At 66.4% G+C, this 20,069-nt stretch carries 22 protein-coding genes; 10 read left to right on the forward strand and 12 right to left on the reverse strand.

Features of this window, described 5'->3' with window-relative positions:
- Positions 1-127: 127 nt before the first annotated feature.
- The 3 genes from EN846_RS31825 (at position 128) to EN846_RS31835 (ending at position 2,565) form a co-directional block, all read left to right on the forward strand.
- The gene (locus EN846_RS31825; RefSeq protein WP_127393641.1) at positions 128-1,024 is read left to right on the forward strand and encodes an EAL domain-containing protein; all 897 of its coding nucleotides are present in this window, start codon (positions 128-130) and stop codon (positions 1,022-1,024) included.
- Entirely contained in the window at positions 1,021-1,881 is an 861-nt protein-coding gene (locus EN846_RS31830) for an EAL domain-containing protein (RefSeq protein WP_127310771.1), read from the forward strand. Before EN846_RS31825 ends, EN846_RS31830 begins: the two co-directional genes overlap by 4 nt.
- Before the next feature lie 75 nt (positions 1,882-1,956).
- Positions 1,957-2,565 carry a glutathione S-transferase family protein gene (locus EN846_RS31835; protein ID WP_127393642.1) on the forward strand — a complete coding sequence of 203 codons (609 nt, stop codon included), beginning with the start codon at positions 1,957-1,959 and terminating at the stop codon, positions 2,563-2,565.
- A gap of 481 nt (positions 2,566-3,046) precedes the next feature.
- Here EN846_RS31835 and EN846_RS31845 read toward each other — a convergent pair whose 3' ends face one another.
- On the reverse strand, positions 3,047-3,259 hold the full coding sequence (locus EN846_RS31845; protein ID WP_006202464.1) for a cold-shock protein: 213 nt from the start codon (positions 3,257-3,259) through the stop codon (positions 3,047-3,049).
- Between the two features lie 37 nt (positions 3,260-3,296).
- Positions 3,297-3,560, reverse strand: coding sequence for a hypothetical protein (locus tag EN846_RS31850; RefSeq protein ID WP_127394209.1), 264 nt, complete (start codon positions 3,558-3,560; stop codon positions 3,297-3,299).
- Here EN846_RS31850 and EN846_RS31855 point away from each other — a divergent pair.
- Positions 3,550-3,879 carry a hypothetical protein gene (locus tag EN846_RS31855; protein ID WP_127285917.1) on the forward strand — a complete coding sequence of 110 codons (330 nt, stop codon included), beginning with the start codon at positions 3,550-3,552 and terminating at the stop codon, positions 3,877-3,879. The genes EN846_RS31850 and EN846_RS31855 overlap by 11 nt on opposite strands.
- A gap of 41 nt (positions 3,880-3,920) precedes the next feature.
- Here the strand turns inward: EN846_RS31855 and EN846_RS31860 are convergent, their stop codons facing one another.
- On the reverse strand, positions 3,921-4,490 hold the full coding sequence (locus EN846_RS31860) for a methylated-DNA--[protein]-cysteine S-methyltransferase (RefSeq protein WP_127285918.1): 570 nt from the start codon (positions 4,488-4,490) through the stop codon (positions 3,921-3,923).
- 175 nt (positions 4,491-4,665) lie between these two features.
- On the opposite strand from EN846_RS31860, the gene EN846_RS31865 reads away from it, so the two are divergent.
- Entirely contained in the window at positions 4,666-5,586 is a 921-nt protein-coding gene (locus EN846_RS31865) for a lytic transglycosylase domain-containing protein (protein WP_135859030.1), read from the forward strand.
- Positions 5,587-5,591: 5 nt separating this feature from the next.
- Positions 5,592-6,074 carry a GNAT family N-acetyltransferase gene (locus tag EN846_RS31870; RefSeq protein ID WP_127394272.1) on the forward strand — a complete coding sequence of 161 codons (483 nt, stop codon included), beginning with the start codon at positions 5,592-5,594 and terminating at the stop codon, positions 6,072-6,074.
- Positions 6,075-6,329: 255 nt separating this feature from the next.
- Here EN846_RS31870 and EN846_RS31875 read toward each other — a convergent pair whose 3' ends face one another.
- On the reverse strand, positions 6,330-6,662 hold the full coding sequence (locus EN846_RS31875; RefSeq protein WP_245518758.1) for a hypothetical protein: 333 nt from the start codon (positions 6,660-6,662) through the stop codon (positions 6,330-6,332).
- 139 nt (positions 6,663-6,801) lie between these two features.
- On the opposite strand from EN846_RS31875, the gene EN846_RS31880 reads away from it, so the two are divergent.
- Positions 6,802-7,353 (forward strand): DUF4142 domain-containing protein, encoded by a 552-nt coding sequence (locus EN846_RS31880; RefSeq protein ID WP_135860831.1) that lies wholly within the window; start codon positions 6,802-6,804, stop codon positions 7,351-7,353.
- Between the two features lie 237 nt (positions 7,354-7,590).
- On the opposite strand, the gene carB is transcribed toward EN846_RS31880, so the two are convergent.
- The 4 genes from carB to EN846_RS31900 all read right to left on the reverse strand — a co-directional run bounded on the left by carB (position 7,591) and on the right by EN846_RS31900 (position 13,367).
- Complete coding sequence (carB, locus tag EN846_RS31885; protein WP_127393512.1) at positions 7,591-11,094, reverse strand: carbamoyl-phosphate synthase large subunit; 3,504 nt, start codon at positions 11,092-11,094, stop codon at positions 7,591-7,593.
- A 221-nt stretch (positions 11,095-11,315) separates the two neighbouring features.
- The gene (locus tag EN846_RS31890) at positions 11,316-12,122 is read right to left on the reverse strand and encodes an SH3 domain-containing protein (RefSeq protein WP_127393511.1); all 807 of its coding nucleotides are present in this window, start codon (positions 12,120-12,122) and stop codon (positions 11,316-11,318) included.
- Positions 12,123-12,252: 130 nt separating this feature from the next.
- The gene (locus EN846_RS31895; protein ID WP_128346615.1) at positions 12,253-13,011 is read right to left on the reverse strand and encodes a metallophosphoesterase family protein; all 759 of its coding nucleotides are present in this window, start codon (positions 13,009-13,011) and stop codon (positions 12,253-12,255) included.
- Positions 13,011-13,367 carry a helix-turn-helix transcriptional regulator gene (locus tag EN846_RS31900; protein ID WP_127393976.1) on the reverse strand — a complete coding sequence of 119 codons (357 nt, stop codon included), beginning with the start codon at positions 13,365-13,367 and terminating at the stop codon, positions 13,011-13,013. The genes EN846_RS31895 and EN846_RS31900 overlap by 1 nt, the downstream gene beginning before the upstream one ends.
- Before the next feature lie 196 nt (positions 13,368-13,563).
- Here EN846_RS31900 and EN846_RS31905 point away from each other — a divergent pair, with 196 nt between their 5' ends.
- The gene (locus EN846_RS31905) at positions 13,564-14,742 is read left to right on the forward strand and encodes an MFS transporter (protein WP_127309547.1); all 1,179 of its coding nucleotides are present in this window, start codon (positions 13,564-13,566) and stop codon (positions 14,740-14,742) included.
- 132 nt (positions 14,743-14,874) lie between these two features.
- On the opposite strand, the gene EN846_RS31910 is transcribed toward EN846_RS31905, so the two are convergent.
- Positions 14,875-15,339, reverse strand: a complete 465-nt coding sequence (locus tag EN846_RS31910; protein ID WP_127393977.1) for a MarR family winged helix-turn-helix transcriptional regulator — start codon at positions 15,337-15,339, stop codon at positions 14,875-14,877.
- 192 nt (positions 15,340-15,531) lie between these two features.
- Between EN846_RS31910 and EN846_RS31915 the strand changes: the two genes are divergently transcribed.
- Positions 15,532-16,326 carry an SDR family oxidoreductase gene (locus EN846_RS31915; protein WP_128346613.1) on the forward strand — a complete coding sequence of 265 codons (795 nt, stop codon included), beginning with the start codon at positions 15,532-15,534 and terminating at the stop codon, positions 16,324-16,326.
- A gap of 82 nt (positions 16,327-16,408) precedes the next feature.
- On the opposite strand, the gene EN846_RS31920 is transcribed toward EN846_RS31915, so the two are convergent.
- Complete coding sequence (locus tag EN846_RS31920; RefSeq protein WP_127309544.1) at positions 16,409-17,008, reverse strand: LysE family translocator; 600 nt, start codon at positions 17,006-17,008, stop codon at positions 16,409-16,411.
- Between the two features lie 96 nt (positions 17,009-17,104).
- On the opposite strand from EN846_RS31920, the gene EN846_RS31925 reads away from it, so the two are divergent.
- Entirely contained in the window at positions 17,105-17,974 is an 870-nt protein-coding gene (locus EN846_RS31925) for a LysR substrate-binding domain-containing protein (RefSeq protein WP_127393896.1), read from the forward strand.
- 250 nt (positions 17,975-18,224) lie between these two features.
- Here EN846_RS31925 and EN846_RS31930 read toward each other — a convergent pair whose 3' ends face one another.
- Both EN846_RS31930 and EN846_RS31935 read right to left on the reverse strand, forming a co-directional pair.
- Positions 18,225-18,875, reverse strand: a complete 651-nt coding sequence (locus tag EN846_RS31930; RefSeq protein ID WP_127393895.1) for a dihydrofolate reductase family protein — start codon at positions 18,873-18,875, stop codon at positions 18,225-18,227.
- Between the two features lie 149 nt (positions 18,876-19,024).
- Complete coding sequence (locus tag EN846_RS31935; protein WP_127393894.1) at positions 19,025-19,924, reverse strand: protein-L-isoaspartate O-methyltransferase; 900 nt, start codon at positions 19,922-19,924, stop codon at positions 19,025-19,027.
- Positions 19,925-20,069: the final 145 nt, after the last annotated feature.

A 20,069-nucleotide genomic window follows, 5' to 3' on the forward strand; every position in this document is an offset into this window, starting at 1 on the left:
CATGAGCCAGGGGTCAAGCCGCCGTGACCGGCATCGCCTCGGCAACAATAAATTCATCAACGGTCGCTAAAACCGCTGATGGCAGGATCATAAGCCAATTCCGCCAGTCTTGCGGAGCGAGGAACCCTTGTCGCGTAGTATCGGGCTCGCCCACATCATCCGTCATGATGACGGCACCGCAAGCGGTGTCTGGGGCGTCCATACGCTGCAGAGCGCCTTCCAGCCGATCTTCGCCTTCAACGAAGGCAAGCTGTCGATCGTCGCGTTCGAGGGGCTGATCAGGCCGTTTCGCGACGGCGAGCCGCAGTCACCGATGACTTTCTTCAACACCTGCCCGGCGGGCGACCGCCTGCATATCGAGGCGCTGACGCGCACGCTGCACCTGCTCAACGCCGGCGTCTGCCTGCCGGAGGAGGCATCGATCTTCGTCAATTTCGATCCCTCGGTGTTCACCGACCGCGGCGTCGCCGACAAGGCGCTGCGCGACATGCGGCTGGTGCTGCACGAGGCCGGCATCGACCCGCGCCGCATGGTGTGCGAAGTGACCGAGCAGAAAACGGCATCGCAGGAGGCGCTCTACAGCTTCGTCGAGGCGCTGAGGGCCAACGGCTTCCGCATCGCGGTCGACGATTACGGCGCCGACGAATCCGACATCAACCGGATCAAGGAGCTCAAGCCCGACATCGTCAAGTTCGACGCGCACTGGATCACGCAGCTGATGGAGTCCGGCGCCGGCTTTGCCCTCTTGACCACCATGGTGAGGAGCTTCGAGCAGCAAGGCATCCGCACCGTGTTCGAAGGCCTCGAGGAGGGCTGGCAGCTCGAACTCGCCGAAAAATCGGGAGCCTCGATGGTGCAGGGCTTCGTGCTGGCGCGGCCGGAACTGGCGCCGACCAGTTTTCGCGTCTTCGGCAAGGGGGCCCCGCCCGCGGCGGCGACGGGCGCCGGTGTGGCGCCGGCCGTTCCGGGCACGGCACCGGCAGCGCGCGGGGCGCGGGTATTCGGGCGCAGGACCGCATCGTGAGCGTATGGCCGGACAGGCGGCGCAACGCCGCCGAGGCGATCTTTGCCGACGAGATCGGTATCGAATACGGCGTCTATGGCGAGTTCCGGCTGAAGAGCGCCTACCAGCCGATCTTCGCACCACGCGGCCGCTCGCTGGCGCCGGTTGCCGTCGAGGCGCTGATCGAGGCGCAGCGGGACGCGAGGCCGCTCGCGCCGCCGGTGTTCTTCGACGGCGTCCCCTCTCCGGACCGCCTGTTCGTCGAGACGATGTGCCGGATGCTGCATTTGCGGAACTTCCGCAACATCGGCGTCGAGGGGCTCGACCTGTTCTTCAATTACAATCCGCTGGTCAACGATCATCTCGGGCGGGCGCTGGCCGAGATCCGGCTGATGACCAGGCATCTCGGCGAGCTCGACCTCTACCCCGGCATGCTGGTGTGCGAGATCACCGAGCAGGCGGCCGACGATCATGTCCTTGCCAGCCTGGTGCGCGAGATGCGGCGTGACGGCATCCGCATCGCTATCGACGATTTCGGCACCGGCCACTCGACCGAGGCGCGCATCGCGCTGCTTGCGCCGGACATCGTCAAGATCGACGGCGCCTGGTTCGCCGAGTTCTGCCGCCATGCCGCGGCCGAGCGTTTCTTCCGGCCGCTGGTCTCGACCCTGCACGACCGCGGCGCCAAGGTGCTGGTCGAGGGCATCGAGCAGGCCGTGCATCTTCGCGTCGCGCTCGATGGCGGCGTCGACTTCTTGCAGGGCTATCATCTCGCCCGCCCGGCGCTGGCCGGCACGATCTTCAACGAGGAGCCGCTGTCGATCGAGGCGCTGCTCGGCGCCGAAAGCAAGGTCGTGCCGTTGCATCAGCGGCGCTGATGCTCAGGCCAAAACAAATCACTGGATGAGGCGGCTTCCGCCGCGCGATATTGGCGCGAGCCGGAAGGAGACCCGATGATACTCTACAGCATGATCGACAGCGGCAATTGCTACAAGCCGCGCCTGCTGATGGCCAAGCTCGGCATTGCCTTCACCAATGTCGAGGTGAGCTCGCATACCGGCGACACCCGCAAGGCCGATTTCGTCGCCAAGAATCCCAACGCCATGGTGCCGCTGCTCGAGCTCGACGACGGTAGGCGGATCGCCGAATCCAACGCCATCCTGCTCTATCTCGCCGAGGGCACGCGCTTCCTGCCGGCCGACCGCTACCAGCGGGCGCTCGCCTATCAGTGGCTTTTCTTCGAGCAGTACAGCCACGAGCCCTACATCGCCGTGCGCAAGGCGCTGCTCACCTTTCCCGAGCGCGCCAGGGACGCGACGCCGGAACGGCTGGCATTGACGCTGGAGCGCGGCAACAAGGCGCTCGGCGTGATGAACAGGCATCTGGAAGCCAATGCCTTCTTCGCCGGCGATGCATACAGCGTCGCCGACATCGCGCTCTATGCCTATACGCATACCGCCGAGAAGGGCGGCTTCCAGCTCGACGCCTATCCTGCGGTTGCCGCATGGCTGAAGCGGGTCGAAGCGGACAAGGGGCATGTGCCGCTGGAGTGGCTGCCGTAGTTTCGTCGTCACGCCGTCGCCGCTTCGCGGCTGCTCCGGACGGGGCGCGAGTTAACAGTGTTACAGGCGAAAGCTTCAGCGAAGGCGTCCTTCTCCCCGTTCACGGGGAGAAGATGGCGGCAGCCAGATGAGGGGCGGCGCCAACTTTTGTGTTTGCATTGCTGTGCTGCTGCGCCAAGGAAGCCAATTCCGCAGCGTCGCGCCGCCCCTCATCTGCCGGGCACTTCTCCCCGTGAACGGGGAGAAGAAGGCAGCTTCGGCGGTTTCGCCAGTCTTCTGAACTGCGGGCAAATAAAAAGGCGGGATAAATCCCGCCTTCCCATTCCGGTAGCCTGATCGGGAGCGTATGGCCGGGCTGGCAGCTATCTGCTGTTCCAGCTTGTCGGGTCTTTCCGCTCCGGCGCGCTTCTCGCGCGACCGTCAGTACATCCGTGACTTGCCGCGCGCCCCGAACCTTCGTCCGGCGCGCGCTGTTGCTAAATCAGGCTGCCTTGCTCAGAGACCCAGCAGCGGACTTGCCGGTGCGGCGGTCCTGCTCGATCTCGAAGTTGATCTTCTGGCCTTCAACGAGGGTCGACAGGCCAGCGCGCTCGACAGCGGAGATGTGGACGAAAACGTCCGCGCCGCCCGCGTCGGGCTGGATGAAGCCGAAGCCCTTGGTGGCGTTGAACCACTTGACCGTACCAGTTGCCATTCGAAGTATCCTTCACATTTGCTTTAGTTTGACCGGACTAGGTCCAGCCGGTGGTATCGAAATTTTGGAGATAGACGTCAGCAAACGCGAAGATCGCGAGGCCCGATCGATCGGCCGAAATATCAATGCGATGCATATAGGCGGATTTTGCGTTGAAAACAAGACTGTGTGCGAAAGCCCTGATCGCACCGCCGCCCAACGGCCGCCCCAATCGCGTGAAAAATTCGCGACTGGCGTGCGCCGCGAGGGAGGAACGAGCAGGTCTCGGGCGCAGGGTTTGGGAGAGGATCATGAAGACCATACTGCTTGCCGCCTTGATGACGCTGGTGGCCGCCGAGGCGCAGGCGATCTCGCGCTACGACCCGACCCGGATGAGCTGCGACAGGGTGCAGGCGACCATCGCGCGCCAGGGCGCGGTCATCCTGCGCTACCAGTCGACGCGCGTGCCGGGGCTGCCGCTCTATGACCGCTACGTCAGGGACGAGCGCTTCTGCGACCTGGGCGAGGTGAGGAAGCGCGCCTACGTGCCCAGCGCCGATGCGAAATCCTGCCCGGTCTTCGTCTGCAAGCGGCCGGACTTCGATCGGCGGTTCCGTCGCCGTTTCCTGCAATCGGACTGAGGTCCGTCGACATTCAGGCAAGGCTGGCCTGCAGGCCGGGTTCAAAAGCCGAACGAGACCTGCGCCGAGGGCGGCGGGCCGAGACGCACGCCTTCCATGGCCAGCATCTTTTCCTTGGTGGTCGAGCCGCCCGGCGCCGAGAAGCCGCCGATCTTGCCGCCGGCGGCAAGGATGCGGTGGCACGGGATGACCAGCGGCACCGGGTTGGCGCCAAGCGCCGCCCCGGTTTCGCGAGCCAGCCCTTGATGGCCGGCGCGCGTCGCCAGCTCGCCATAGGTGGTCGTCTCGCCGAAGCCGAGCTTGCGCGCCGCGTCATAGATGGCGAGGCGGAAATCGTCGACGCCGGCAAGATCGACCGGCACGCCGGAGAAATCGACGTCCTCGCCGGCGGCATAGGCCTTGATCGAGGCGATCAGGTCCACCACCCATTTCGGCTGCTCGGTGGAGCGGGAAACGCCGCCATGGCGGAACAACCGGCGCTCGACCGCCTCGCGGCTGCGCTCGGGCAGGCAGAGGCGGATCAGGCCTTTCTCGCTCCAGGCGATGCCCATGAAGCCGATCACTGTTTCTAACACTGTGTGGCCGGCCGTGATCGCTTGCGTGGTTTCCATGACGTGTTCCTTTCCGCAAACGGCGAAAAACGGGGACGTGAACGGTACAGATAGGGAACAATATCGCAGTTTGCACCGGCTCCCGCCACCCGAAAACCGCCGGATGGCCCAGATTGCCCACGAAGAATCGCTGGTGTAAGGACTTCTTAACAACCGACAATCGGACCTGCAGGGCTTGGCAACCAAAATCATCCTCACCGCGATCGGCGTGCTCGTGGGCGCGGCTGGCCTGAGCGGTTGCACCTCGACCTCGCAGATGAAGGCCGCGCCCGCATTGGCGGCAGCCGCGACCCCTGCCGTCGAGGACGACACGCCGACCGTCGCGCTGCCGGAAACGGTGGCGGTGCTGCCCGAGCCCTCCGGCCTTGTACCGGTGCAGGTGGCGGCGCTGCCCGCCGATGCGACCACGGCAACGCCGGGCATGGCGACGCCGGGCGAGCCGTTGCCGCCGCCGGCCCAGCCAGCCGCTTTCGCCGGATCGACGCCGCTTGCCGCGCAGCCGGCCGTGATGGCCGGCACCTCGCCGCTCAGCCCGGGATCGATCAAGCAGGCGCCCGCCTATGCAACGGCCGCGATGGCCATGCCCGTCACCGGCCAGGCGGTGAAGGCGGCAACGATGCCCGGCGTCCAGCAGGTCGCCTATGTCGTGCCGCAGAACCCGGCGCTGCTTGCCCCGCCCGGCGAGCCCGAGCCGCACGCCACCGGCCCGCGCGCCGAGATCGAACGGCTGATCGAGAAATATTCCGCGCTCTACGAGGTGCCCATCGATCTCGTGCGCCATGTCGTCAACCGCGAGAGCACCTTCAACCCGAAAGCCTACAATCACGGCCATTGGGGGCTGATGCAGATCAAGCACGCGACGGCGCGCGGCATGGGCTATGACGGGCCGGCGAGCGGCCTGTTCGACGCCGAGACCAATCTCAAATATGCGGTCAAATATCTGCGCGGCGCCTGGCTGGTGTCGGGGGGCGATGAAAAGCGCGCCGACCGGCTCTACCAGAGCGGCTATTACTACGACGCCAAGCGCAGGGGCATGCTGGAAGCGACCGGCCTCGGTGTCGACCGTGCGCGGCGCCGCCTGCAGCCCGACGCCTGAGCGCGATGCCGCGTCCGCCGGCGCCTGACGACATCCGGCTGCGCAAGACCCTCGACGACGATCTGCCGCCGCCGCACTGGCCGGACGGCTTTGTCATGCGCGGCTTCGAGCCCGCCGATGCGCGGCCCCTGCATGCGCTGCTCACCGAAGTGTTCGACGACGGCACGGACGGGCCGTTCGACGAGTGGTGGCCGCGCATCTCCGGCGACGCCGAGTTCGACCCCGCTCTCTGCTTCCTGGTCATCGACGCCAGGGGCCTGCTGGCGGGAGCAGCCCTTTGCTGGGCGACGGCTTTCGTCAAGGATCTCGCCGTCCATCGGCAGGCGCGCGGCCGCGGCATCGGCGAGGCGCTGATGCGGCACGCCTTCATCGCCTTCCGCGAGCGGGGCGCGGCCCATGTCGATCTCAAGACCAACACGGTAGAGAACGCCGCCGCCCTCCGGCTCTACGAGCGGCTGGGCATGATGCCGGTCGACTGGGAAGGGTAGGGCGCTGCTTCCAGGCGGCCCGTCACGCTTTGCACCGGGAAACGGGACAGTTTGTGAACCGCTTCACATAAGCCGCCGCGCGCAAATGCTAACCCTGCGTCATGCCGCGCACCGATCGGGGGGTCGACAGTTTCGCGCGGCATCGGAGCGGTTGCGCCGGCATGTGTCAGCCACTCCACGGCGGGTCCCGAGGCGGGTTCGGGGCCCGCTTCGCCCTGTCTTCCCTTCGCCATGTCTTCCTTCAGCTATCCCTGGTCAGATATCCGGCGCGTTGCCGATCCTGCGCTTGATCTCGAGCGCCCAGGCGCGGCCCTCGTCGCCGCCCCACAACAGCCAGGCAATGTAGCCGGCCGACGGATTGTCCTCATTGCCGTAATTCTTGCCGCGCTTGTCGACCTCGTGGCGGGCGAAATGGCTGACCATGCGCCGGATCGTCGACGGCGACAGTTTCTCCCGGTTCTTCAGTTCGGTGGCCCGCGCCACGCCGATCTCGGTACCGCCGCGGCCGAACTGCTTGCGCAGCCTGAGACCCTTGGCGGCGTTGTCGGCGACAATTTCAGGGCAGCGGAAGTCGATCTCGTCGGGCACTGTCTTCACTCCAGTCTGGCAGCCAGGCAGGACAAGCATGCAGGAGATTTGGGTCGGTGTGCAGGCTAATTCAACGCAACCCCGCCGCCGATGCCGCGTTGGAAATGCCGGAGGGACCGTTCCGGATCGGAGACATCAGATGAAAACCCTTCTGACCGCGACCGTCGCAGCCCTGCTGGCCGGCGCGCCGGCCGCTCTGGCGCAATCGACGAACCAGGTCGCGCCCATGCTTGCCGACAGCAAGGTCGACACGCCGACCTTCGTCACCACCGTGCCCAACGCCAACGAATTCGAGATCCAGTCGAGCAGGCTGGCCGAGGAGAAGGCCGCCTCCGACGACATCAAGGCCTTCGCCAGAGAGATGATCGCCGACCACACCAGGGCGGGCGAGGATTTCAAGGCGGCGCTGAGCCAGGGCCAGACCACCGCCTCGATCAAGCCCGCCGGGCCCGCGCTGCAGCCCAAGGAGCAGCAGCTGCTGGACGAGCTCAAGCGCGTCAGCGGCGAGGCGTTCGACCAGGCATACATCAAGATGCAGACCGACGCGCACCGGCAAGCGGTCGCCCTGTTCAGCACCTATGCGAAGTCCGGCGACGACCCGGCGATGAAGGAATTCGCCAAGAAGACGCTGCCGACGCTCAAGATGCACGAGAAGCACGTGAAGGAACTGGCGGTGGCGCATCAGGGGTGAGGGCCGCCGTGGACCTCGCTGTTGTTCGCCGGACGGTTCACCGGGTTTCTGAAGAGCACCTGAAGAGCATCTGGCTGGCGCCGCCCCTCATTGCCCTGCCGGGCATTTCTCCCCGTATAGTGACGGGGAGAAAGACGCTTGCGCCGGTGGTTTCGCCAATCGCCGAAGTCGCAGGAAGTGCGCCGGCGTCGCGGCCAGCTCCTTCTCCCCGTTCACGGGGAGAAGAGAGCTAATCGCCTAAGCAAAATACTCCTGCAGCGGCGTCACCTCCAGGCTCCCGGCCCGCAGCGCCGCGATCGCCTCCGCCACCGCCGCAGCACCCGACAGCGTCGTGTAATACGGCACCTTTTGCATCAGCGTCGCACGCCGCAGCGACTTGGAGTCCGACACCGCCTTCTGGCCGTCGGTGGTGTTGAAGACGATCTGGACCTGGCGGTTGCGGATGGCGTCCTCGATGTGGGGGCGGCCTTCCAGCACCTTGTTGATCTTTTCGGCCACCACGCCGTTCTCGGCGAGGAAGCGCGCGGTTCCGGAGGTGGCGAGCACCTTGAAACCCTGGCCGGCGAGGCGCTTGACGGCGGGCAGGATGCCCTTCTTGTCCTCGTCGCGCACCGACACGAACAGCGTGCCGGAGCGCGGCAGGTCGACATTGGCGCCGAGCTGGCTCTTGGCGAAGGCGAGCGCGAAGTCGCGGTCGAGGCCCATGACCTCGCCGGTCGAGCGCATTTCCGGCCCGAGCAAAATGTCGACGCCGGGGAAGCGGGCGAAGGGGAAGACGGCTTCCTTGACCGCGATATGGCCGGGGTTGCGCGGATCCGGCATCGGGCCGTAGTGGGCGAAGGCATCCTCCAGCGTCTCGCCGGCCATGATGCGGGCGGCGATCTTGGCGATCGGACGCCCGATGGTCTTGGCGACGAAGGGCACGGTGCGCGAGGCGCGCGGGTTCACTTCCAGCACATAGACCGTGCCGTCCTTGATCGCGTATTGCACGTTCATCAGGCCACCGACATTGAGCGCGCGAGCCAAGGCAGCCGTCTGGCGCTCCAGCTCGTCGACCAGGTCCGAGGGCAGGGCGTGCACCGGCAGCGAGCAGGCCGAGTCGCCCGAGTGGATGCCGGCCTCCTCGATGTGCTCCAGAATGCCAGAGACAAAGGTCGCCTTGCCGTCGCAGAGGCAGTCGACGTCGACCTCGATGGCGCCCGACAGATAGGTGTCGAACAGCAGCGGGTTTTTTCCCAGCAGCGTGTTGATCTGGCCGGTCTTGTCGTTGGGGTATTTCTGCTTGATGTCCTCCGGCACCAGGCCGGGCACGGTGTCGAGCAGGTAGGTCTGCAGCATGCCCTCGTCATGGATGATCTGCATGGCGCGGCCGCCGAGCACGTAGGACGGGCGCACCACCAGCGGGAAGCCGAGCTCGCCGGCGACGAGGCGGGCCTGCTCGACCGAATAGGCGATGCCGTTCTTCGGCTGGGTCAGGCCGAGCTTGTGCAGCAGCTTCTGGAAGCGGTCGCGGTCCTCGGCGAGGTCGATCATGTCGGGCGAGGTGCCGAGGATCGGGATGCCGGCCTTCTCCAGCGCGTCGGCCAGCTTCAGCGGCGTCTGGCCGCCGAACTGGACGATGACGCCGACCAGTTCGCCGGACGCCTGCTCGGCGCGCAGAATCTCCAGCACGTCCTCCGCCGTCAGCGGGTCGAAATAGAGCCGGTCGGAGGTGTCGTAGTCGGTCGAGACGGTCTCCGGGTTGCAGTTGACCATGATCGCCTCGTAGCCGGCGTCGCGGAGCGCAAACGCCGCGTGGCAGCAGCAATAGTCGAACTCGATGCCCTGGCCGATGCGGTTCGGGCCGCCGCCGAGGATGACGACCTTCTTGCGCGACGAAACCTGCGCCTCGTTGGCGAGGCTGCCTGCGAACGGAACCTCATAGGTCGAGTACATATAGGCGGTGGGCGAGGCGAACTCGGCGGCGCAGGTGTCGATGCGCTTGTAGACCGGATGGACGTCGAGCTTTTCTCTGACCTTCTGAACCGCTTCGGCGTCGCTCTTCGTCAAGGATCCGAGGCGAGCGTCCGAAAAACCCATCGCCTTCAGCATGCGCAAATTCTCGGCATCCTGCGGCAGGCCGTGCTCGCGCACGCGCTCCTCCATGGCGATGATGCCGGCGATCTGCTCGAGGAACCACGGGTCGATCTTGCACATGGCATGCACGTCTTCCAGCGAGGTGCCCATGCGGATCGCCTGCGCCACCATGCGCAGCCGTTCCGGCGTCGGCGTGCCGAGTGCTGCGCGAATGGCGTTGCGGTCGTCGACATGGCTGGCGGGCGCGCTGCCGTGGCCGAGGCCGGGAATCTCGATCTCGTCCAGACCCGTCAAGCCGGTCTCAAGTCCGCGCAGCGCCTTCTGCAAGGATTCCTGGAAGGTGCGGCCGATGGCCATCACCTCGCCGACCGACTTCATGGCGGTGGTCAGCACCGGCTCGGCGCCGGGGAATTTCTCGAAGGCAAAGCGCGGGATCTTCGTCACCACGTAATCGATCGACGGCTCGAACGAGGCGGGCGTGGCGCCGCCGGTGATGTCGTTCTCCAGTTCGTCCAGTGTGTAGCCGACGGCGAGCTTGGCCGCGATCTTGGCGATCGGGAAGCCGGTCGCCTTGGAGGCCAGCGCCGACGAGCGCGAGACGCGCGGGTTCATCTCGATCACCACCAGGCGGCCGTCGGCCGGGTTGACGGCGAACTGCACGTTGGAGCCGCCGGTCTCGACGCCGATCTCGCGCAGCACCGCGATCGAGGCGTTGCGCATCATCTGGTATTCCTTGTCCGTCAAGGTCAGCGCCGGCGCGACGGTGATCGAGTCCCCCGTGTGCACGCCCATCGGATCGATGTTCTCGATCGAGCAGACGATGATGCAATTGTCCGCCCGGTCGCGGACGACCTCCATCTCGTATTCCTTCCAGCCGAGCACGCTCTCCTCGATCAGCACCTCGGTGGTCGGCGAGGCGTCTAGGCCGGACTGGACGATGTCGTAGAATTCGGCGCGGTTGTAGGCGATGCCGCCGCCGGTGCCGCCCATGGTGAAGGACGGGCGGATGATGGCCGGCAGGCCGACATGGTCGAGCGCCTGGGCGGCGATCGCCATGCCATGGCTGATGTAGCGCTGCTTGCGGTCGCCTTCGCCGAGGTTCCAGCGGGTTTCCAGCGCGTCGAGCGCGGCGTCGAGATTGTCGGGGTTCTCGGCCTTCAGCGCGGCGCGCTCGGCCTCATGCGTCTTGCGGTCGGCGTTCTTGACGTCGGTGGCGTTGGCAAGCATCGACTTCGGCGTTTCCAGGCCGATCTTGCTCATCGCCTCGCGGAACAGCGCGCGGTCCTCGGCCTTGTCGATGGCATGCGCGTCGGCGCCGATCATCTCGACATTGTAGCGGTCGAGCACGCCCATGCGGCGCAAAGACAAGGCGGTGTTGAGCGCGGTCTGGCCGCCCATGGTGGGCAGCAGCGCGTCCGGCCGTTCCTTGGCGATGATCTTGGCCACCACTTCCGGCGTGATCGGCTCGATGTAGGTGGCGTCGGCCAGCTCCGGGTCGGTCATGATCGTGGCCGGGTTGGAGTTGACCAGGATGACGCGGAAGCCCTCTTCCTTCAGCGCCTTGCAGGCCTGGGTGCCGGAATAGTCGAACTCGCAGGCCTGGCCGATGACGATGGGGCCGGCCCCGATGATCAGGATCGACTTGATGTCGGTGCGTCTTGGCATGGTCTACGGGTTCCGTTCGGCGAGCGGCTTGCACGAAAAACCGGGACGGGAGGACCCGGCCGGTTGTGCTTGCGATTCTGGTATCAGGCTAGGAGGGCCTTATAGGGAAGAGTTTTGGCGGATGTAACCCCGAAAATGAGGGATTAGGGAGTAGGGGAGTAGGGGAGTAGGCAGGGTTTCAGGCGCCCAGTGCCTATTCCCTACTGCCTACTGCCTAATACCTATTCCCCCAGCGCAAGCTGGTCCGTGATCTCGAATCGCTCCGAGGTGCCGATCCGGATCATGTTGAGCGTGCCCTCGCGGGTGAAGCGGAATTCGTCTGCCGAGTCCGAACTGGCCGGGAAGCCGCCGTGGAAGGTGATGATGCGCGTGCCGCCATCCGGCCAGGCTACCGTGACGGCACTCTCGCCGCCCGTGTGCACGACGGTTACCTCGCAGCGGGTCATCGGCTGGCCGATATGGCGCGCGCAGGGGATGCCGCCGGAGGCATCGGGGGCGGGGCCGTCGGAAAGTCCTGCCGCCGATGATGTGAAGGCAAGGCCATAGGCATCCTGCATGGCCGTCCTGCCGATATCGGCGGCGGAGCGCGGCGCCGCCGGGTCAGAGCCGCCGAGGCGCGCGGTGATGTCGGCGGCCGGTGCTTCGGGGAGTTGAGGCGCGCTGGCTTCGGTCGACGGCGCGGCGGCATCATCGGGCGCCGGCGCCGGATTGTTCGGGGTCAGGTAGCGCGCGGGCGCCCAGCCACCGACGCGAGGGTTCTCGGTGTCCTCGACCTTGCACCAGGGATTGCCGTTGACTTCGTTGCAGCCGAGATTCTTCACCGCCGCCCCGCCGGGCAGGCGCGCCTGGATCTTTCCGGTCGCCGATGCGGTGGCGCGGATGTTGAGCAGGTCGTCCGGCGCGAGGCCGCTGACGATGGAAATGATGGTGCCAGGCGCGTCCTCGGCCATGGCCGGCGAGGCGGCCAGCGGCAAAGCGACGGCAATCAGTGCCTGCAGCGTCGATCGGAGCGGAACTCTGCGCTTCATCCTTCGGCCATGGGCATGCACGTTCCAAAGCGCGACCGACTCAAGCGCGCCACCTCAAGCCGAGGCGGTTATAGGAGACGATATGGCGCGATGTCATCTGAAACTTGGCGGTGACGGGGCGTGCCGCCGCTCAGTCCGGCATGAAGCCGGTTCTGAGCGCATGCGCCCATTCCGGCCGTCCCGCCTGTTCGGCCTGCCTGGCCGCGGCCTCGTGGTCGTAATCGACGGCGATGGCCTCGAAGCGGTCGGGGCGGCCCTGCTCGCCGAGTTCGACGATGCCGTAGCGCGCATGCGGCGTGCCTTGCTCGGAAACATGCGCCGGCGGCGTGTCATCGTCATAGGCGGGGCAACCGATGCTGCCGGGGTTGAAGATGACCGGGCCGCCGGGGATGCGGATCAACTCGGCGCGATGGCTGTGTCCGCACAGCACGATGCGGCAGGCGGGGTTGAGCGATTTCAGCCGCCGCCGGATCGCGGCCAGCGGCGCGCGCACCAGCTGGCCGTCGGTGATCGCATCGGCGAGATATTTCTCGTCATGGTCGGGGCGGGCGTGGAAGGCGACCACGCCGGGCAGGACCTCCAGCGTCAGCGGCAAGGCCAGCAGCGCCTCGCGCTGCAACCCCGTGAGCCGTTCCTGGGCGTAGCGGTCGGACGGCCACATCGTCTCGTCGGCGGGGTCCTGCGCCACGCGGCGGTCATGGTTGCCGCGCACGGTGGGCAGCTTGAGCGCCTGCAGCCGTTCCATCGTCTCGCGCGGCCAGAGCGGGCCGGAGACGCAGTCGCCGAGATTGACGGTGATATCGGCGCCGCCGCGATGCTTGAGGTCGTCGAGCACGGCGTCCAGCGCCAGCAAATTGCCGTGGATGTCGGCGAGAACCGCAATGCGCATCAGGCGCCGATCTCGATCTCGGCGGCGCCGACCATGGGCAGCGCCTTGTCGTCACCGGCGGCGGCAATGACACTGTCGAGCAGGCCGGGGAAGCGGCGGTCGAGGTCGTCGCGGCGCAGCGTGATCATGCGGTTGGTGCCGACCGCTTCGGTGCGGGTGACGCCGGCCTCGCGCAGCTTGGCCAGGTGATAGCTGAGGTTGGTCTTGGAGCCGAGATCGAGGAACTTGCTGCAGTTCATCGGCACGCCTTCCTTGCTCGCCAGGAAGCGTACGATGGCAAGCCTGGTCGGGTCGCCGAGCACGGCGAGCACGATCGGCAGGCTGATCTGGTCAGCATTGGGGTGAGGCAAGGTCATCCCCGGGAATTAAGCACAATCCGGGCCGATTTCAACGCGTCTCCTTCTGCGGCGGGGGCAAACGATCCGTTGATCGCGGGCTCTGTCCTGACACAGGGCTGTCAGCAGGGTTCAGCTATTTTCCCTTGGCTTCATTGACACCATGCCCTGCCATGTCCAATTGTTCAATAACTTTTGAACTAAAGGACACTCCCCCATGGACAAGCGGATCTTCTGGCTTGCGCTCGGATCGTTCGCGATCTCGACCGAAGGCTTCGTCATCTCCAGCCTTCTGCCCGACATCGCAGCCGATGCCGGCATCTCGATTCCGCTCGCCGGGTCGCTGATCACCGCTTTCGCGCTCGCCTATGCGTTCGGCACGCCGATCCTGGCCACGCTGACCGGCGAATGGGACCGTCGCCGCGTCATCCTGTGGACGCTGGTGTTCTTCGTGCTCGGCAACATCGTTGCGGCGCTGAGCTCGTCCTTCGAACTGCTGCTGATCGCACGCATCATCATGGCGCTGTCGTCCGGCCTGTTCGCCGCGACCGCGCAAGGCACGGCCGTGGCGCTGGTCGACGACCATCACCGGGCACGCGCCATCGCCGTCGTCGTCGGAGGCACCACGGTGGCGGTTGCCGTCGGCGCGCCGCTCGGCGCGCTTGTCGCGGCCGTCGCCGGCTGGCGCGGCACCTTCTTCGCCATTGCCGGGCTCGGCGCGCTGGCCGGCGCGATCCTGTGGTGGCGGCTGCCGCGCGGCATCATCGGCACCAGGCTCCCGCTCAAGGCGCGGCTGGCGGCGGCGCTTCGGCCCGGCGTGATGCCGATCCTTTTGACCACCGCCCTGGCGCTGGTCGGCGCGTTTACCGTCTTCAGCTTCATCGCGCCGCTGGCCATCCAGAGCGGCGGCTTGAGCCCGCTGGCGCTGCCCGGCATGCTGCTCGCCTTCGGCGCCGGCGCCGTCATCGGCAACATCGCCGGCGGGCAGGCCGCCGACCGCTTCGGCGCGACTCGCACCGTCGCCTGGTCGCTGGCGCTGAGCGCTGCCATGCTGGTCACCTTCTCCCTGATCCCGACCTTGCTGCCGCAGCATATCGCCGGGCCGGCGCTGATGGCGATGATGGTGCCGTGGGGCATCGTCGGCTGGGCCTTCCCTCCGGCGCAGGCGAGCCGCATCATCAAGCTCGCCCCGGACGCCGCCCCGATCGTGCTCTCGCTCAACGCCTCGGCGCTCTATCTCGGCGTGGCGCTGGGCGCGGTTGTCGGGGGCGCGGTGCTGCGCTTCGGCGTGCCGGCCGATCTCGGGCTGGTCGCGGCGGTGTTTCCGATCGTGGGCCTGGGTATCGTGCTGGCCGGTCGGGCATTGGCCCGCCCGGTCGCAATGCCGGCCGAGTAGCCGCTGCAAAGCTGGAGCATGATCCCGGAAAGTGGGAACCGGTTTTCGGAAAAGATCATGGTCCAACAAAGAATTAGATCAGGACGACGATTCAACGAAACGTCATCCTGATCTGGATTGGCGGCCGCTTCTTCAGAGCGAAGGAGCGGCCGCCGGCATTTCCAGATCGAGATCAGCCACCGCGTCCAGAGCCGCGCGCAGCTTCGCCGCCTGCTCGGCGCCGACCTTGTCCTCGAACTGCTGCTGCGCAGCGCTCCACAGCTTGATCGCCTCGCCAAGCTTGACGTTGCCCTGCGGCGTCAGCCGCACGCGCTTGACGCGGCGGTCGTCCTTGTCGGCAAAGGTCTCGACATAGCCGTCGCGGATCAGCGGCTTCAGCGTGTGCCCGAGGGCCGAGAGGTCCATGATCAGCGCCTCGGCGATGGTGCCCATTGCCGGCTCGCTGCTGACATGGATCTGAAAGAGCAGGCCGAACTGCGTGCCCTTCAGGCCCGATGGTGCCAGCGCGTCATCATAGAAGCGGCCGAGGCTCCGCGCGGCGCGCCGCAGCGTGGCGTTGTTGCAGCGGCTGAATCCTGGCTTGTGGGATTCGGTCATGTTCGCTCCTTGGCGGCGAAAAGCTGCGCCGGCCTGCCGCAAAAATAGTTTTTGCCGCCGCCGTTGACAAGATAGTGGCATATACCTATTTCGGCAAAAGTGGCATATGCCACTAATTGAAATCGGAGGTTATCGGCGGGTGACATGGTCATCATCGCCGAACCCGAGCGAAGCGAACAAAGGAACGGGACAATGAGCACGAAGGACAACAAGGGCACGGCCGTCATCACCGGGGCTTCCTCGGGCATCGGCGCGGTCTATGCCGACCGGCTGGCCGGGCAGGGCTACGACCTGGTGCTGGTGGCGCGGCGCGCCGACCGGCTGCAGGAGGTGGCGGACAGGCTGGCTTATGCCTATGGCCGCAAGGTCAAGACGATTGTCGCCGATCTAGCCGACGACAGCGACCTGCGCCGGGTCGAGCAGGCGATCGCGACGGACGAGAGCGTGACGCTGCTGATCAACAATGCCGGCATGGGCGGCATCGAGACGGTCGCCGACGCCGATGCCGACGCGGCCGAGAGCATGATCAAGGTCAATGTCGTTGCCTTGACGCGCTTGACCCGCGCGGCGCTGCCGGGGCTGCTGGCGCGCAACCACGGCGCCATCGTCAACATCGCCTCGGTGGTCGCCTACGGCATCGCGGTCGGCGGCATCTACAGCGGCACCAAGGCCTATGTCGTCAACTTCACCGAAGCGCTGCAGAAGGAGGTCGCCGGCACCGCGGTGAGGGCGCAGGTCGTGCTGCCCGGACCGATCCGCACCGAGTTCTGGGACGCCTCCGGGATCAGCCTCGACAGGATCAACCAGGACTGGGTGATGAGCGCCGACGACCTGGTCGACGCCGCCCTTGCCGGCCTTGCCCAGGGCGAGACCGTCACCGCGCCCGGACTTGCCGATCCGGCCGGTCTGGACACCTATCTCGGCGCGCGGGACCAGTTCTACGGCAGCCTGTTCGCCGGCAAGCCGGCGGCGCGCTACGCGGTCTAAGTCCCAGTCGTCTGGCGGCCAGCCTGAGTGTCTGTTCTCCCCAATTCCGGACGGAAACCGCTGCGCAAGTTCCTGGAATTGCTTAGACTGGCCGCCACATCTGCAGGATCGAGGCGGCCAGCAGCAGGCCAAGCACGATGTTGAGGGCGCGCCATTGCCGCTCGGTCTTGAGCAGCCGGGCGAGCAGCGCGCCGGCCACGCACCACAGCGACAGCGAGAACGCCGCGGCAAGGCCGAACACCGCGCCGAGCAGCAGCGCGAGCCGCAAGGGTCCGTCGGCAAGCGCTGCGAAGGATGCCGCGGCGCCCAGCCCCATCGCCCAGCCCTTGGGGTTCATCCACTGAATGCCGGCGCCACCGAAAAAGCTGTTCGGCCTGGCCATGGACACGTCGAGATTGGGCGGGCCGCTGCGGCCGATCTTGACTGCCAGCCAGATCAGATAGAGCGAACCCGCGATCTTCATCGCCAGCTGCAAGGACGGCACGGCGGCGAGCAGCCCGGCAAGCCCGGCGGCACCAGCCGCCGCCACCGTGGCCAGGCCGGCGGCGCTGCCGGCCATCAGCGGCACGGAGCGGCGAAAGCCGAACTGCGCGCCGGAGGCCGTCGACAGGGTCGTGGCGATGCCGGGCGTCGAGGTGGAGATGAGCGCGAACAGCACGAGGGGAAGGAGGGTTTCGGGCATGCAGGCTCCTTGCGCGGGAACCGACATGCTAAGGTTTGCCAGATATCAGTAAATGCAATGTTTGATATGGTTTGCATTAGCATCTATAATGCAAAAATGATCCGCAATCTCGACACCGCCTTGATCCGAACCTTCGTCACCGTCGCCGACAGGGCCAGCATGACGGCGGCGGCCAATGCGCTCAATCTGACGCAAGGCGCCGTCAGTCAGCAAATCAAGCGGCTGGAGGACGTTCTTGGCTGCAGCCTGTTCGAGCGTGACCGGCGCGGCCTGCGGCTGACCCGCGCCGGCGAGCGGCTGTTCGGCAAGGGCAAGCGCCTGCTCGCGCTCAACGACGAGATCTGGACCGAGATGGCCGGCAGCGCGGTTGCGGGGAAGGTGCGCCTCGGCGTGCCTTACGACCTTGTCGGCACGTTGCTTGCGCCGGTGCTGAAAGCCTACGCCGAAGCCCATCCGCAGGTTGAGATTTCGCTGGTTTGCGCTTCCTCGCCGGAGCTTGCGGCGGCGCTTGCGGCCGGAACGATCGATCTCGCCATCATCGAGGAACGAGCCGGCCCCACCGCCGGCGAATGCCTGCTCGTCGACCGACTGGTCTGGGTCGGAGCGAGAGGCGGCTCGGCACGCCTGAAGCGCCCGCTGCCGGTGTCGATGGTGGCCGACACCTGCGCGTTTCGTCCGTCAGTGCTCGCTGCCCTCGGCGCGCATGGGCTCGACTGGCGCACTGTGTTCGAGAACGGCAACATCGATGCCACGACCGCTACGGTCCGTTCCGACCTTGCCGTCACCACCTGGCTGGCATCGACCGTGCCCGCCGATCTCGACATCCTGTCGTCCGGTCCGGACCTTCCGGCGTTGCCGAGTTTCGCCATCAACCTGCATCTGCCGAAGCATGGCATCGAGCCCGCTGCGCGAGAGTTTGCGCGACACATCCGCGATGGGCTCGTGCGGCGGCCGGTGGCCGCTTGAGCTCGAGCAGAACTTGGGTTCCTCTCCCCCGTCGATCGGGGGAGAGGTGTCGAGCGAAGCTCGACGGAGTGGGGGTCGACCTGGGCTCGGGCGTTGTTACTTCAAGCCGGCGCCTCGCCCTTATTGAGGCGCCGCCGCGAGTTGTCAGCGAGGGTGTATTTGAGGAGCGTCTTCCCCCACTCCGTCGCTGCTCCGCAGCGCCACCTCTCCCCCCTCCGGAGGGAGAGGAAAGGTGCCAATGCCCGCCCCGCTACTTCCAGTTCCTGCGCCGCTCGAGCTCGGCATCCGACGGCTTGTCCTGAGCAAAGGAGCCAGTGCGGATCTCGCCGCCGCGCTCATACGTCGCCATGATGACGCCGGTGGTGGTGGCCTGTGACTTGACGAGCTTGAAGGCGGCCGGCATCGCATTGTCACCGAACAGCCGCTTGCCCTTGCCCAGCAGCAGCGGGAAGGTCATCAGCTTGATCTCATCGATCAGCCCGTTGGCGAGCAGCGTCTGGATCAGGTTGCCCGATCCCTGGATGAGCAGGTCGGGTCCGTCTTCCTGCTTGAGCTGCCTGAGCCTTGCGACCACATCGGACCCAAGCGGCTCGGTGTTTTCCCAGGTCAGCGAATCCGGGCGGTGCGTCGCCACATATTTGGTCGCAGGGTTGAAGGCATCTGCGATCTGATCCTTCTGGTACGGCCAATAGGCGGCGAAGATGTCGTAGGTTCGGCGGCCGAGCAGCAGGGCGAAGGGTTTGGAAAACAGTTCCTCCATGGCCACGCCCGCCACCTCGTCGAAATAGTGGAACGTCCAGCCGCCGAACTTGAAGCCGCCAACCGGATCCTCTTCCGGACCGCCGGGCGCCTGCATGACGCCGTCGAGGCTGACGAATGTGGCAGCGATGATCTTCCTCATTGGAACTCTCCCTTTTCGTGATCCGCGCCATCGGGCCGGATCTTGGCCAAGAGCGGCTCGGCGTTTCATGGAATCGCTGATCTGCTCTAAGTATTTGTTTTGACGCAATTCCGGACGGAAAACCGCTGCGCACTTTTCCTGGAATTGCTCTAAGGACGCCTGGACGGGCGTCGGCCCGACAGCGGCCGCAAAAGATTCTGCCGCTCAGCGCGCTCATCCCCGCTGCCGTCGACGCCTCGCGACGAAAACCAGACGTCGCCGATGATGGCAGTGGCGGTGCGGTCCGGCGCCTTGTCGCTGATCAGCCAGATCGAGCGGCTGCGCGCCGCCTTTTCGCGATCGGGGATTTTCGCCAAGGGGTCCGTGGTCGATGCGCCGACGCAAGGGATGAACCACGAGCCCATGAACGGGCGGCAGGCAAAGCCGGATTCCGTGCTGGTCACCAGCACGGCCAGCGCGACGCGTTCGGCAGGGCGCCATGGGAAGACCATGCGGCCGCCCGGCTTCAGCGCCTTCAGCCAGGCGGCCGGAGGCGCTGCCACGCCGGCATTGACATAGACGATGTCGGACGGCGGCAGTGGGCTCGCTACGGCATTGCCGTGGATGACCGTCACGTTGCCAAAGGCGGCGAGGTTCTCCTCGGCCCGGGCGGCAAGTGCTGCGTCAAGCTCGAAGGCGATGACCGCGCCGGGCGCGACCAGCTTCGCCAGCAGCGCGGTGTAATAGCCGGTGCCGGCGCCGATATGGGTGACGACCTCCCCTGGCTTGGGCGCGACCTTGCCGATCCACATGGCGTGCAGGATGGGCTCGCCATTGTTGATGCCCTTGTCGGCATCGAGCGCCACCAGCACGTTCTGGTAGATGTGGGAGGGATCTGCGGTCGGCGTCTCGACCCTGCCGTCACCGGCGACGACGGTCCACGGCCCCGGCCCGAGAAAGGCCTCGCGCGGCACCGTGGCGAAGGCCTCCTCGAGGCGCGGATCGGCCGAGCCGGCATGGGCGGCCATCAGTCGGGCGTAGAATTGGCGGGCCTCGGCGGTTCCGGTCATGGTGGCTTGAGAAGATAGCGCGGCCCGCGGATTTGTCGCGGTGGCGCGGGTCCCCGGGCGTGCCGCGCCTGGAGGAATTCAGGCGGCACGCCTCAAGTCGCTTGCTTTCATGCATGTCGTCGTCCCAAACCGCAGCGCACTCTTG

The sequence above is a fragment of the Mesorhizobium sp. M4B.F.Ca.ET.203.01.1.1 genome, assembly GCF_004791025.1.
Taxonomy (GTDB): domain Bacteria; phylum Pseudomonadota; class Alphaproteobacteria; order Rhizobiales; family Rhizobiaceae; genus Mesorhizobium; species Mesorhizobium abyssinicae.

What these genes read in the sequence shown, in the direction of transcription:
- EN846_RS31835 (WP_127393642.1), top strand. Translation starts at nt 1,957, where the DNA reads ATGATACTCTACAGCATGATCGACAGCGGCAATTGCTACAAGCCGCGC.
- EN846_RS31845 (WP_006202464.1), bottom strand. Translation starts at nt 3,259, where the DNA reads ATGGCAACTGGTACGGTCAAGTGGTTCAACGCCACCAAGGGCTTCGGC.
- EN846_RS31855 (WP_127285917.1), top strand. Translation starts at nt 3,550, where the DNA reads ATGAAGACCATACTGCTTGCCGCCTTGATGACGCTGGTGGCCGCCGAG.
- EN846_RS31850 (WP_127394209.1), bottom strand. Translation starts at nt 3,560, where the DNA reads ATGGTCTTCATGATCCTCTCCCAAACCCTGCGCCCGAGACCTGCTCGT.
- EN846_RS31860 (WP_127285918.1), bottom strand. Translation starts at nt 4,490, where the DNA reads ATGGAAACCACGCAAGCGATCACGGCCGGCCACACAGTGTTAGAAACA.
- EN846_RS31870 (WP_127394272.1), top strand. Translation starts at nt 5,592, where the DNA reads ATGCCGCGTCCGCCGGCGCCTGACGACATCCGGCTGCGCAAGACCCTC.
- EN846_RS31880 (WP_135860831.1), top strand. Translation starts at nt 6,802, where the DNA reads ATGAAAACCCTTCTGACCGCGACCGTCGCAGCCCTGCTGGCCGGCGCG.
- carB (WP_127393512.1), bottom strand. Translation starts at nt 11,094, where the DNA reads ATGCCAAGACGCACCGACATCAAGTCGATCCTGATCATCGGGGCCGGC.
- EN846_RS31890 (WP_127393511.1), bottom strand. Translation starts at nt 12,122, where the DNA reads ATGAAGCGCAGAGTTCCGCTCCGATCGACGCTGCAGGCACTGATTGCC.
- EN846_RS31895 (WP_128346615.1), bottom strand. Translation starts at nt 13,011, where the DNA reads ATGCGCATTGCGGTTCTCGCCGACATCCACGGCAATTTGCTGGCGCTG.
- EN846_RS31900 (WP_127393976.1), bottom strand. Translation starts at nt 13,367, where the DNA reads ATGACCTTGCCTCACCCCAATGCTGACCAGATCAGCCTGCCGATCGTG.
- EN846_RS31905 (WP_127309547.1), top strand. Translation starts at nt 13,564, where the DNA reads ATGGACAAGCGGATCTTCTGGCTTGCGCTCGGATCGTTCGCGATCTCG.
- EN846_RS31910 (WP_127393977.1), bottom strand. Translation starts at nt 15,339, where the DNA reads ATGACCGAATCCCACAAGCCAGGATTCAGCCGCTGCAACAACGCCACG.
- EN846_RS31915 (WP_128346613.1), top strand. Translation starts at nt 15,532, where the DNA reads ATGAGCACGAAGGACAACAAGGGCACGGCCGTCATCACCGGGGCTTCC.
- EN846_RS31920 (WP_127309544.1), bottom strand. Translation starts at nt 17,008, where the DNA reads ATGCCCGAAACCCTCCTTCCCCTCGTGCTGTTCGCGCTCATCTCCACC.
- EN846_RS31925 (WP_127393896.1), top strand. Translation starts at nt 17,105, where the DNA reads ATGATCCGCAATCTCGACACCGCCTTGATCCGAACCTTCGTCACCGTC.
- EN846_RS31930 (WP_127393895.1), bottom strand. Translation starts at nt 18,875, where the DNA reads ATGAGGAAGATCATCGCTGCCACATTCGTCAGCCTCGACGGCGTCATG.
- EN846_RS31935 (WP_127393894.1), bottom strand. Translation starts at nt 19,924, where the DNA reads ATGACCGGAACCGCCGAGGCCCGCCAATTCTACGCCCGACTGATGGCC.